Raw genomic sequence first — 12932 nt, 5'->3', positions numbered from 1 at the left:
ATTTATATTGTGGGTTCACCTTTCAGGTATTTGAGAGAAATCAAAAACAGGTCGGTCTCGCGGACGGTGAGTGTGTAGAACTTACCGTCGTATTTGTAGTTGTTGAAGAAACCGTGACCTGCACCTTCGTAGAGGAACAGCTCGCAGCGTGCGCCAGCGGCTTCCATTTTGGCTTGGTAGTTTTCGGCAATACTGACGGGGATCAAATGATCCTCACGTCCCAAAAATACGATGGTCGGCGGTGCGTCGGCGGTGATGTTGTGTGCGGGCGAAATCTCCTGCCACCGCTCGCCCATGCGCTCATGCTGGAAGCCTTCCGGCCCATTGTCGAAGACCGGATTGAACAAGACGAGAGCATTGGCTTTGGAACTGACACTCAAGTCCTCTCCTGCCTGATCCAGTCCCGGACACACACCGCAAACAGCTGCGAGATGTCCCCCCGCTGAGCCACCAGAGGCGACTATCTTTTTGGGATGGATATTGAGTTGTCTGGCATTGCTACGGAGGAAACGAATCGAAGACTTGGCGTCTGCCACCGCCTCGTAGGGTGTGGTCTGGTGTCTGTTTTTGACTCTATAGTCCACCAATACGGTGACCATACCCCTCGACGCAAAATACGCTGCCTGAGGCTCAAACTGTTTGATGGTGCCGCCATTCCATCCACCCCCAAAGAAGAAGACGAAGGTCGGGTACTTCTTCGACTTCTTGTAGTCGGGAGGATAGCGCAAGATCATATCTAGCGTGTCGCCATCGATGATTTTGTAAGTGAGACGGATCGGCTCCTGACGATCACCCGCCAGCGCCTCCACATCCAGTGCTTGCGCCGTGGCGCCTCCGATGGTCCCCACTGACAACCAGACCACTAGGATTATGTTTTTCATGCTATCGTAGCTCATCGCTTGTTTACTATTTTGATATTTTGTCCTTTGTTTTCCAGCACCTCACCATTGGTCACGATCTTGCTGTTGCTCACCATCGAGCCTATTTTGATCGGCATGCCTGTTTGGTTGATCAATGTCAGCTCCGAGGTTTCTCCCTCGCTATAGGGCGACATAGATTCGCCATGCTCGGGGTGGGTATAGCCTACCAAAATCGGCAGCTGCTTTTTTCTTTCTTTTCCTTTTTCAGCCATGAGTTTCACCTTGTTGTGGTCTCCCTGGATCGTGACCAGCGAATGCACCATACGATCCGATTCGGCAGGGTCTACGATCAGCTCCACGTCTACTCCGCTGCCTTCGACAAACATCAATGGCCCATAGTTGGCATCTCCCCGGCAGTGTTTGACCACCGCACCATCGCCTACCCAGTAGGCACGCTCGGTACCGATGGTAGTACAGTTTTCCAGCCGTATGCCTTCGTTGGTGCGCAGTTCGAAACCCGCTCGTGTGTTTTTAGCTGTGCAATTTTTGAAATGGATGTTTTTGATCTGGCCATAAGTGCGAAAGCCATCTTCGCAGAGCGACTTCATGTATCCCGAGGTGACGACATACTCTCCTTCCCGATTTTGAGTCCAGGTTCTGAAGTCCACCTCCACCGCTGGCCCTGACGTCTCTGCCAGGATGTCGTCGGTAGAGCGCACCTCGCCCTCAGCATAGCAGTCTTCGAAATAAACGTTTTCGGCCTTCTTTTGCACGAAAAAGCAGTGACCAAAAGAGCGGTTGTAGATTTTGGAACGATAAACCTTGGTATTGCTACCAGTGATCAACAGACCACTGTGCTTTTTGTGTCGGATCACCGTTGGTCCTCCCTTGCCAAACAAATCGCCATAGCCATAGGGATACGAACCTTTGACATACAGCGTGATATCCTCCAGTACATTGGCCGTACCTGCCACCTGCAAGACTGTGCCACCAGGTGAGGTACCATCTCCCACGCATCGGATGGTCAGGCCTTTGATCGTGTTGTCGCTGCCTGTGACCAGGAACTCATCGCTATGGATAGGTGGTCGAAGCGCCGTCCGTAGCTCCGTATCTACCACGATCTCGACACCCGTCAAGTCAAAGACATTGTTGCTGCCTGTGAAGGTGATGTACTGGAACTGCTGGCGGTGGTGACGCACCCGCATCGAGTCCATCGACAGGTAGTCTGTCAATGGATATACGCCGGGCTCCATGCGGATCTCATTGTCACTTTGCGCAGCGTAGTGCATTAGCTCTGCCACAGAATTGATCTCGATCTCAGCAGCATGCAGCACCGAGGATACAAGTACCAGTACACCCAATATTAGTTTATTCAATGTTTTATTCTTTTAGCTTTCCTATTGTTCTGTTCTCACTTCCCTTTTCCAATCCCACATTGAGATCACCCAATTCGGATCGCGCCTGCTCTACTACGGTCATGATTTGGGCGGCCTTTTCGGGATAAGACCCAATCAGATTGTAGTTTTCTCCAGGATCACTGGCCAGATTGTACAGTTCCGGCTCGTTGATCACTGCCTTTTGTATCTTTCCTTTCGCTCCATCTTTGCCCGGGCTCACCAAGGCGGGATAGCTGTGAGGGAGCACCAGTTTCCAGCTGCCCATTCGTACTGCATTCAAGTGATTTTTTCCTCCGTAGTACAGGATAGTCTCTCTTGGACTCTTCGATTGAGGATCTACGAAAAGTCCGCCAATGTCGAGTCCATCGATTTTGTTGTCAGAAAGTTCCCCATCTGCAATGGCTGCAAATGTGGGCAGCAAATCCACCGCACACGCGAGTTGGTTGCAGACGCTGCCTTGGGGCACCTGACCAGGCCACTTGAGGACGAAAGGCACCCGTTGTCCTCCCTCCCAGCTGGTCAGTTTGCCCTCTCTCAGTCCACCTGCCGAACCGCCATGATTGCCAAACCAAGTCCAGGGACCATTGTCAGTAGTGAAAACGATGAGCGTATTGTCAGTAAGCTCATTGGCCTCCAAAGCCCTGACGATCTCACCCACAGACCAATCCACTTCCATCATCACATCGCCATACAATCCTAGCTCGCTTTTGCCACGAAAGTGCTCAGACACGCCCAAAGGGATATGTGCCATACTGTGTGCGAGGTAGAGGAAGAAAGGCTCCTCAGCCTGCCTATCGATGAAGTCAACAGCTTTTGCAGTGTAGCGTCGGGTGAGCTGGTCTTGATCTTGCAGACTGCTGATGTATCCTATCGGCTCATTGCCCTCGATCAAGGGCAACTCAGGGTATTGGGCTCTCTTGTGACCCTCGGGCACTTTCTCGCCAGTCAGGTCATCGTGAGGCCACATATCGTTGGAATAGGGTAGACCGAAAAACTCGTCAAACCCATGCTGGAGAGGGAGGAATTCTTTTTGCCAGCCTAGGTGCCACTTGCCGATACAAGCCGTGGCATAGCCCTGATCCTGAAACATCTCTGCCATGGTGTACTCCGCGTCGTTGAGTCCTACCTGGTCGTAAGGAAACAGTGCCCCGGTGATCCCCACGCGATTGGGATAAGCCCCTGTCATCAGCCCAGCACGCGATGCACTGCAGACTGCTTGAGCGGCATAGAAATGTGTAAACCGCATGCCTTCACTGGCTAGCTGGTCGATATGGGGCGTTTCAAACCCGGTCGCACCAAAACACCCCACATCGCCATAGCCTTCGTCATCGATAAAAATCACAATGACGTTGGGTCTTGATCGACTTTCAGTGGCATGACTGACGCCAGAAACCAACTGCAGTAAGATGTAAGCAAGAAAAACGCTCTTCATATTCGATTGCTATTAAAAACATCAACGTTCCTACTGACCGATAAAGTAGTAAGGCGTTGGCCATTACATAAGACTTATTGTTTGATAATTTTGACCTGTTTTATACTCTGTTGGCCCGTAAACACCAATACATATATGCCCGCATCGTATTGTTCGAAGTTCAGACTGAATGAGTCGGTACCTGCTGTGATCGCTCGCTTAGCAACTACTCGACCGTCCATGTTGTAAATCGCCACTCGATTATATTTTGCCGTTGGCACAGCCAGTTTGAGTTCGCCAGCCACAGGATTGGGGTAAGCAACAATTTCAGGCAGTTCCTCGATGATAGCGAGTACTTCTTCATTGCTCTCTAGGTTGTCAATATCTGCAGCTTCAAACTTCCACTGCTGATCTTCGCTGGTCTCGTCCAATTCACCAAGAAACACATTGGCTCCATCAAACCTTCCCATTCCTCCATCGATCACCAGTTCACTGCCTCGCTTGAGCAATCGAAAATGATCATTGCCCCCTCCTATTTTCATCCATTGCTGATTGGCATCCTCCATCGCGCATTTGACCAAAGTCACATGCTGATCTACTACATTTTCTTCCCCGCCATAGAGGCATAGATCAGTATCATATTGCTGATAGCTGTAGTACCCATTGCCTCTGTCTATTTCCTTCCAAGTCAGATTGATATGATTGCTGTGTCTCAGCAAGGTTATCTCATGGTCTTCTTCTGAATCCTCACCTCCGTCGATCGCATAGAGCGTCGCGCTTCGTTTGATCATCTGAATAGCACCGAATGAAGAAGCGGCTCCTTCGTAAACTTCCACTTCTGCCAAAGCCAGTGTCCCAACACCTTGGATTTGGACACGTACGATATCTCCCTCAGCCCCCTGAGCATCTACTATCAATGAGGCCTCAGACAATGACTCTATGTACTGGCTAAAACGCAGTTCACCTGACCGTGTCAATACCTGAACGACAAAATTGGCTAGCCTATCGGCGTTGCTGTCTGTTCGGTTATATATCTTGATTTCTCCAACGGTTCGGGTACTGCCTAAATCTACTTGCCACCAGGGGTAGTAGGTATTCGCGATGCTATGGGTCACCGAGTTGTTCAGAAAGACACCGTCTGTGCTACCATCTACGGCACGACTAGCGATTCCCTGATAGCCGGTAGAAGACTGACTCGCTGAGCGTTTGAAGGCCAAATTGGGGCTTTGACTTTCATCTAATACCTTGAGGGCCAATGCATCCGTCTTGTCGATGGTACTGCTCTCGTAGTACACTTCAAAGGTCTTGTCTGCGTTTTTCTCCAAGTATTGGATTTGCATCAGGTGACTACCCGCTTGCAGACAAACTTTGGCACTTACCTCCTGGAGCGACGATCCTTCATGGTTGATCACCACTTGGCCGTCGATCTTGAGTATGGCATGGTCGTCCGACTTGATGTAAAAAGTATAGCTATCATCCGATGGCGCTTCCAAAAAACCTTCTAAAACCAAGGCAAACTGGCTCAAACTATCCGCGGCACTGATACTGAGGTCGGCCATCTGTCCTACGTGAGTCGCTGAGATAGCCGCAAAATCAGGCATCTCGTCATGCTCTCCCGAATAGAGCTTGTAACCCACCCCGTCTTTGGTCTCAGTAGGCAGATCAAAACTCTCCAATTCGACGCAAATCTCGTCGCAAGGCACTTGAGCGATGGTATTGTCTGTACCCAAATCGTTGATCTCTCCACAGGATTGACCTGTGACATTGGAGCTCTTGTCGGATAGATTGATAGGAAAACCTGTGAGGTTTTGGATGTCAATGTTGTTAGCCACAAAATCGTTTTGGTGAGGCAGATTGCCATAGAGCAAGCGGATATTATTTTTGTCTCCGCCGACTTTGATCGACATGCCATCAGGGTAGTCATCCAGATCGCCACGCAAGATCAGTTGATGTTCGCTACCGCCAATATAGGCGACTGAGCCTGACCCATTGTAATAGTCATCGCTAGGAGGCATCACGGTAATATCCGCATTGAAACTTTTATCATTTTCGTAGGTAGAAGCATATACAGGGCCATAAATCGCGTCTGCTCTACAATTGATCACGTCACCCGACGCGAGTGAAAAGCCATTTTCACAACCAATAGCAGTACAGTTTTCTACGAATTTGGTCCCTGTAGCATGAGCGATGGTCACGCCTGTCCTCATGTTTTTGACCGTACAGTTTCTCACGACAGGATTGGAAGTTCCTCTCTCAATAATATCGCCATCTATCACAGTCGTACCTGCATTGTAGGCTCTGATACCTGCTTCTGCCAGACTGAGCATGTAGCCGGCTGGCAAACGGTAGCCCCATACGGTCATGAAGTCTACATTGTCGGCTGGGGATCCTGTCCCCTCTTCGAGGAGCATATCATCAGTGGTACGTACTTCTCCCTCTACATAGCAGCCCTCGATGATCGGGTTGCTGGCGGCCTGCATAAAAATCGCATGGCCGTAAGAATGATGGATCAAAGTACAGTCTTTGATTCGGTTGGATTCGCCTCTGATCAAGAGTGCACTGTGCTTTTGGTGACCAATCACAGGACCAGCACCTTTGCCAAAAGCATCACCATAGCCGTAAGGAAAAGAACCCTTGATGGTCATATGAAACCCCTCGATCAGATTGCCTAATCCGTCCATCACGATGTTGCAGGCTGATCTACCAGGATTGTCGTGTACAGATCCGTCATCTACCATCGTCAGGTTTTTGAGCACATTATGATTGCCAACAATCTGTAGCTCGTTGACACTATTACTGCCATAAGCACTGAGGACAGCCGTCTCGATCTTGATAGTCACATCTGTAAAGTCATAGGTACTGTTGTTGCCTTCGAAAAGTAGCAGCACCTTATTGGTAGCGCCGATTGCCGTTTGCTCTTCGTACAAATCATTGACCACATCCGCAGCGGTGATTGTGTATGTACCCGGTGCTAGCTTCACATCTACATTGCTCTCCTTGGTGTATGGTATGAACTCTGCCAGAGACTCTACCTCTACCTGAGCCTGTGTCACTGTAGTGGTCAGTAGTACCAAAACCAAGCAAAACAAACCCACCAGTCCATTGCTCATTCTATTGATACTCTGGTAAAATTTCATTCTCATAGCTTATTTTATTTAGTAATTAAATCGTCTTTCATACTCTCCTCATCACGGTAGTAGATCATGCACTACTCATGAGGATGCGCTCACTTAAATCTTTTCCACATCGACAAAGTAGGCTCCCAGTTCGGTTCCATCTTCCAGTGTAAACCATGTTTGGATTTGGCTATCTCCTTCTTCCAGCTCCACGGTAAACTCCACGAATTCGCTACAGCCATCTACTGCCGTACTCCTGTCCTTGTCCTGAACCAATATTCTCGCCTTTTGGATAGTAAGTGCTTTGCCTTTTTTGCTTTCGTCGACGCTGGTACCTGGTAGAGCTGGACGCACTGGATAGGGTGCATTGAGCATCATACCGGTCTCTACTGGCCACCTGCGCAGTCTTATTTTGTAGGTACCTGCCTCCGCAACTTTGATTTGCCAATAACCATTGTCTACATAGCCACTTCGGATATGGCGCTGGTGCCAGGGGCTCACCTTTTCTGTGTGCCAGTCGTGGCAGTATAGTTTAGTCGGATTCTCAGCCTCATGTCCTACGTAGATATAGGGCTGATCCTCGTAGCTGGGAGATATCTCTGCCCACCATTTGTCATAGTAAGCTTTGAACTCCGCCATTTTCTCAGGATGCTGATCGGCGATGTTGTTGCGTTGCTCGGGATCGGTCTCTAGGTTGTAAAGCTCAACGCCATCGATGAGTCGCCATTTGCCTTGCATGAGCGAAGTTCTGCGCCATGGTTCTGGCACCTCGATGCGCTGCGAGTTGGTGATCACGATGCGGTCTTCAAATTTCTTATTGTTACCCTTGATCAATGGCAGCAGACTCTGTCCGTCAAACTTCAGCCCTTTCTCCACTTTGAGTCCGGCCATATCCACTATCGTGGGCAAGACATCATAGTGTGCAGTGAGGGCATCGATGTCTGTGCCTGTGGTGATGCCACCATCTGCCCAATGGATGAACAGCGGCACGCGGTGTCCGCCCTCGTACTTGCTGGCTTTGATGCCACGCATACCGTCGTTGAAGCCTTTGTTGACAAAGCCATCCAGGCGGTGTCCCTCTACCCGCGCTCCCTGAGCCGTACCATTGTCAGTCATGAAAATCAAAATGGTATTGTCCATGATCTCGTTGGCCTTGAGGAAGTCGACCAGCTTGCCGATATTTTCATCTACATTGGCAATCATGCCATAAAAAGCCGCCATAGGGATCGTACCGTCTTCTTCGTACTGCTTGTAAGGCTCTAGGTATTTGTCCTCGACGAAATAAGGCGAGTGTGCAGCATTGGTAGGTAGGTAAACAAAGAATGGCTCATCTTTCTTGTCAGCCATAAACTTCATAGCCTCCTCAAACCAAATATCAGTACAATAGCCTTCGTATTTTTCCAATTTTCCGTTGTGGATGTAGGTGTCATTGAAGTAGTCATTGTCCCAGTAGTCCATGGTCTGCTCCATTCCCCCACCACCGTGAGTGAGCACTTCTTCAAAACCTTTGTCCTCTGGACGAAAAGGGTAATTGTCCCCTAGGTGCCACTTGCCAAAAAGCCCCGTAGCATAGCCATTGTCTTGCATGATCTGTGCAACTGTAGTCTCTCTCTCCAAAATCATCGAGCGGCCATTGACCGTGTGCCAGACCCCCGCTCGGTTGGCATTGTGCCCCGTCATGAGTGCGGCACGACTCGGTGCGCAGGTCGGATTGACATGATAATCGGTAAAACGTACACTAGTGGCGTGCAGCTGATCTATGTTGGGAGTTTGGATGATGGGATTGCCCAAAGCGGCAATATCTCCATAGCCTTGGTCATCCACAAGAATGAGGATGACATTTGGTTTTTCTTTTGATTGGCTATTTGACGCATGGCACGTCAAAGCCAATGCACTCCACAATACTCCGAGGTATGCTACTCTTCTAATCATTCGTAATTTGTCTTCTAATCTCTCCATCACTTCCACTCTCCAAACGAGCAAAGACCCCTGTCTTGAATATCACGTAAACCGAGAGGCAATGGCTTAAAAACAAATCTCTGAATCTGCGTACGCTTGGGGTATTAACTATGGTTCAGAAGTGATAAATTATGAGTCTACAATCAAAAAAAGGAACCATCCCTACAAACTCGGCCATCGCTCTTTCTAAACTCTACACACGCTAGGTCCCTTTTCAAACGAAAGAGGCTGTTTCAGTAAAATGAAACAGCCTCTATATTGTATTCAGTTGTTGTTGTGAATATAAATATCCTTTGTCTACTATTTGAGTACCTTCAATGAGAGAGGTGCTTGACCTCCGTACAGTTTCAAGACGTAAACCCCTTGAGGAAATGTACTGACATCCAATATTTCCTGAGATGAACTCGGAGCAATCTTGCCTTCCTTCATGACTTGGCCATGGATAGTAAAAATTCGGTATGCGCTGTACACCCCTTTGTTGATATTCATCGTCATGGTCTCACTGGCGGGGTTAGGATAGACTCCCACCCCACTGGCCTCAGGATCTGATGACAAAACCGGTTCTTCTATCGTGTACTCTTTCACCGATATGTCAGTCATTTGGTAAGTCCCGTTGGGTGTGCTGCTCAACGCTGAGATGATCACCCGTACATTGTTTCCTTTGATCTCTCCCGATGAGAATTCGCCATTGGAGTCCGCTCCTGTCGATTCTAGCATAGCCAATACTTCTCCACCATCGACTTGATAAGAGACCTTGACAAAATCATCAGCTGTCAAACCACTAGTCGCCAACAATTTGAGGTAAATAGAGGCGCTCGACACACAAGAAATATCTATCGGTTCCGAGGTGAATTCATAGGTTTGATTTTTGACTGCCACTGTGGGCATCGTCCAGGGCAGCTCACAACCCGCTACGCTATATACATTGAGTTCCTGAGACGTTTCTACAGGGGCATATTCCCAACTCCCCTCTTGCGAAGCAGTAATTATTGAAACCCCATTGCTGACAACATGAATTTTTCCCTCTACGATGGTAGCTACCGAAGGATTGGAACTGGTGTAACTCAGTGGACGTCCTGAGTCCACCGTAGCTCCTGGATCAAAATCATCATCTCCCACCACTACTTTTGGAAACTCAGGGAAAGTAATCACCTGCGCTATTTTTTCGTGTGCGGGTCCTGTATACACCTCTGAGATGAGCTGTTTCGCTACACTACCTCCTTCGTACATCACCGAGATGGAGTTGCCCCCTGTCGCCTCAAAATATTCGATGTACAAATGATGATAACCTGGATTGAGACATATCGTCCCTGACCGTTCGTCCTCGGCACCATGCAAGCCATCATGATCCACTACTTCCATATCATCGATGTAGAGTCTGGAGCCGTCATCAGAGCTGACATAAAAAGTATAATCGGCCTCTTCCTCTATATTGATATAGCCATCAAAGGTCATGGCGAAATAATTATCAACCCTACTCGGACTAAGACTGATCTGGTCCAAGTTGCCTGCTTCCACTGGGGTCAGTGTAGAGAAGTCCGGTAGCGAGTTCCATTGTCCTTCATAGTACACATAGCTGATCCCCTCCTCCAGATTATCCGGAGTCTCTACCGGTTCATTGCCGCAGGCACCAGTAGCATATGTTTCGCTAAGCACTTGCTTGCTCACGGTAGGGCCAGCGTACATGACAGCTAGCGCCTGGTCTCCTGCATTGTGAAAGTACTCTACCACTATCTGATGATACCCCTCGTCCAGACAAACCTCGCCAGAAGCCTCTACCGCATCATGTACCCCATCATTGTTCACTACTTCCACTCCATCGACAAGCAATCGAGACCCATCGGCAGATTCAGTATAGAAGGTATAAGTACCATTGATAGGAACAGAAAAGTGCCCTTCGAACACCAAAGCATATTGCTCTCCATCTACCCCTTCTATCAGCCCTATCTCATCAGCGATATCAGTAGCCGCTGGTGACAACTGCTCAAAATCTGGTAGATTGTCCCAAGTCCCTTCATAATAACTGTAGTTGACGCCATCGACAAAACGATCCGACGCGTCCACAGCTGCCAGTCCTCCTTCACATTCGTGTGGACTGCCATCTTCGATACTTATACTATTGAGCACAAAAGAATCTGAGGTTCCGCTGATGCTGATTTTCATAGGCTGTACGCCTTGCCTCAAGATCACATCATTGGCAATCGCCAAATCCTGCCAATCATCCAGGCCAGTTGAATAGCCCACGCCATTGGGGACCGTGATTTCCTCGGTCACCTCCTCATTGCTGAATGAAAATTTAATTTCCCCCCCAGCACTCGCCGATGCGTAGCGAATGGCGATATTATAAAGAGAAGTGGCTGGTACCTGTACAGTATAAGTCACCCATTCTCCATCTTCTAAACTTTCCACTTGGTAACCGCCCTCTGAGCAAACAGCGATATCCACTCCTTCGTCTGTACGATATTCTCCACTTGTATTGGAGTCATCTACGTCATGATACACTTTCCCCTCACCACTGAGCGCAAAGTGATCGAAATTTTCGGCTTCAATACTTCCCGGTACCACATTCATCTGATACATGGGCAACCCGTCCTCATCATAGCCACTCACTGGATCTCCAGGGCTGACACGACGAAACTTCAACCCACCCCAACCTGGGTAATCAACAGCATTCTTTCCATCTTCTACACCGATCTCTTCTGTCATCACATCAAATCCTCGCTGCATCCACTTATAGTCTTCGCTAGGGAGCATCATTCGGTCTTTGTAATGCCCCAAGTTCATCTCATAGATGGGCATCAGCGTATTCGTGCCTCTTTCAAAATTTTCTGGTTCAAGGTTATTCGCTACATAAGGATTGATTTTCAATGACCTCCATCTCCCTGATCTGTCAGTCCTTTGAATGTATTCTCCGCTTTCTACCGTAGGCTCCCAGGGCTCAGGTTGATCTGAATAGGCATGCTCCCAACTCAAATTGTATCGCATGGTAAACTCCAAGCCCAACAATTGTCGGTTATCTAGGTGACCGTAGAGATCATCCCCTTGATTCCATGCCATCTCAGAGATACAATTCATGATCAAAACTCCCACTACCGTATGTGTCTGGTCTCTTGAGCTTTCCTGGCATTGGCCATTTTCATAGATGTAGTTTTCTATTACTTCATTATAGCCATAATCCTCAATTTCATTACCTATACTCACCTGCCGAAACTCTTCGTAGTATTCATTGCCTGTCGTCAGTGGCTCGGTGACTGGAGGTCCTGATGGATAAGGCAAATCATCCGCTCTATGCGGCAATCCTTTGAGGTAGCGCAAGGCTCTTTCGTAGATTATTTCATTGTCTAGAAAAATACCCATCGCCATGAGTGACCGATAGGCAAAGAGTCCTTGGTTGCCATGTCTCGAAGGGTCTCCTTGATACACTCCCCAATAGAAGGTAGTAGAACCCGTCGGGGTTTCGGTACCGGACCATCCTGGATACACCAACATATCGCCAAATTTCTTTTGGTCTTCTTCTGACCAGCCATCATAGGTATGTTTGATGATTTCCGCACCTTCACACATCTTCCAAGGTCCACGTCCCTGAGAAAGGGCTATCCCTCCAGTACTGGTCAAATTCACCCAAGCATTGAAGATTTCAACGCATTTTTGCGCGTGCCTTTCGTCTCCTGTGATGTACCACATCAAGGCGTTGTGGTAGGCGGCATAGCCGTCATTCAAAAACCTACTATCAGCCGCATTGTCCAAAGTGGTGATGGTCAAATTACCATTGACATTGTAATTGTAGCTGGCCGAACCTTGCTCTTTGAACTTTTCGAAACTACTCGCCCATGGCTCCTCTCCCGCCTCGACCATGGCTTTCATCCGATCCAAATCAGACTTCTTGTGAGAAATACCTGGATGTACCAACTGCGCCATGGATTGGCTACCTATCAATAAAATAACTAGGATCAAACACAATCTGCTCCATACGGATTTTTTCATTACTTGTAACTTTTCTTTCATATCATACTCATTTTTTGTCCTCTACTAGAGAATAGTCAAACTCCGATCATACGATCAATTTCATGCTAATACTATAGTCCTATCAGATAGTCATGAATCATAACATTCCTCTGGTATTGTAGCAAGATCAGGGAAACTGGATTACTAGCGTATCCTTCATGGGTCACTACGTATAAATCATCAT

6 protein-coding genes are annotated in these 12932 nt (G+C 48.3%); all 6 read right to left on the bottom strand.

The window, feature by feature from the left end:
* Positions 1-2 precede the first annotated feature (2 nt).
* The 6 genes from BFP72_RS05650 to BFP72_RS05625 all read right to left on the bottom strand — a co-directional run bounded on the left by BFP72_RS05650 (position 3) and on the right by BFP72_RS05625 (position 12748).
* The gene (locus tag BFP72_RS05650) at positions 3-881 is read right to left on the bottom strand and encodes an alpha/beta hydrolase (protein ID WP_099600698.1); all 879 of its coding nucleotides are present in this window, start codon (positions 879-881) and stop codon (positions 3-5) included.
* Between the two features lie 11 nt (positions 882-892).
* Positions 893-2236: a hypothetical protein gene (locus BFP72_RS05645; protein WP_099598212.1), complete on the bottom strand. Its 1344-nt coding sequence runs from the start codon at positions 2234-2236 to the stop codon at positions 893-895.
* A 4-nt stretch (positions 2237-2240) separates the two neighbouring features.
* Positions 2241-3689 carry a sulfatase gene (locus tag BFP72_RS05640; protein WP_099598211.1) on the bottom strand — a complete coding sequence of 483 codons (1449 nt, stop codon included), beginning with the start codon at positions 3687-3689 and terminating at the stop codon, positions 2241-2243.
* 74 nt (positions 3690-3763) lie between these two features.
* Positions 3764-6811, bottom strand: coding sequence for a T9SS type A sorting domain-containing protein (locus BFP72_RS05635; protein ID WP_099598210.1), 3048 nt, complete (start codon positions 6809-6811; stop codon positions 3764-3766).
* Between the two features lie 87 nt (positions 6812-6898).
* Positions 6899-8716: an arylsulfatase gene (locus BFP72_RS05630; RefSeq protein ID WP_099600697.1), complete on the bottom strand. Its 1818-nt coding sequence runs from the start codon at positions 8714-8716 to the stop codon at positions 6899-6901.
* Positions 8717-9043: 327 nt separating this feature from the next.
* Entirely contained in the window at positions 9044-12748 is a 3705-nt protein-coding gene (locus tag BFP72_RS05625) for a PA14 domain-containing protein (RefSeq protein ID WP_099598209.1), read from the bottom strand.
* Between the last annotated feature and the right edge of the window lie 184 nt (positions 12749-12932).

The sequence above is a fragment of the Reichenbachiella sp. 5M10 genome, from assembly GCF_002742335.1.
Taxonomy (GTDB): domain Bacteria; phylum Bacteroidota; class Bacteroidia; order Cytophagales; family Cyclobacteriaceae; genus Reichenbachiella.
The sequence above is the reverse complement of the archived record's forward strand: the minus strand, read 5'-3'. Positions and strand labels throughout refer to the sequence as shown.

Coding starts and splice junctions, on each gene's coding strand:
- BFP72_RS05650 (WP_099600698.1), bottom strand. CDS start 881: ATGAAAAACATAATCCTAGTGGTCTGGTTGTCAGTGGGGACCATCGGA.
- BFP72_RS05640 (WP_099598211.1), bottom strand. CDS start 3,689: ATGAAGAGCGTTTTTCTTGCTTACATCTTACTGCAGTTGGTTTCTGGC.
- BFP72_RS05635 (WP_099598210.1), bottom strand. CDS start 6,811: ATGAGAATGAAATTTTACCAGAGTATCAATAGAATGAGCAATGGACTG.
- BFP72_RS05630 (WP_099600697.1), bottom strand. CDS start 8,716: ATGATTAGAAGAGTAGCATACCTCGGAGTATTGTGGAGTGCATTGGCT.
- BFP72_RS05625 (WP_099598209.1), bottom strand. CDS start 12,748: ATGAAAGAAAAGTTACAAGTAATGAAAAAATCCGTATGGAGCAGATTG.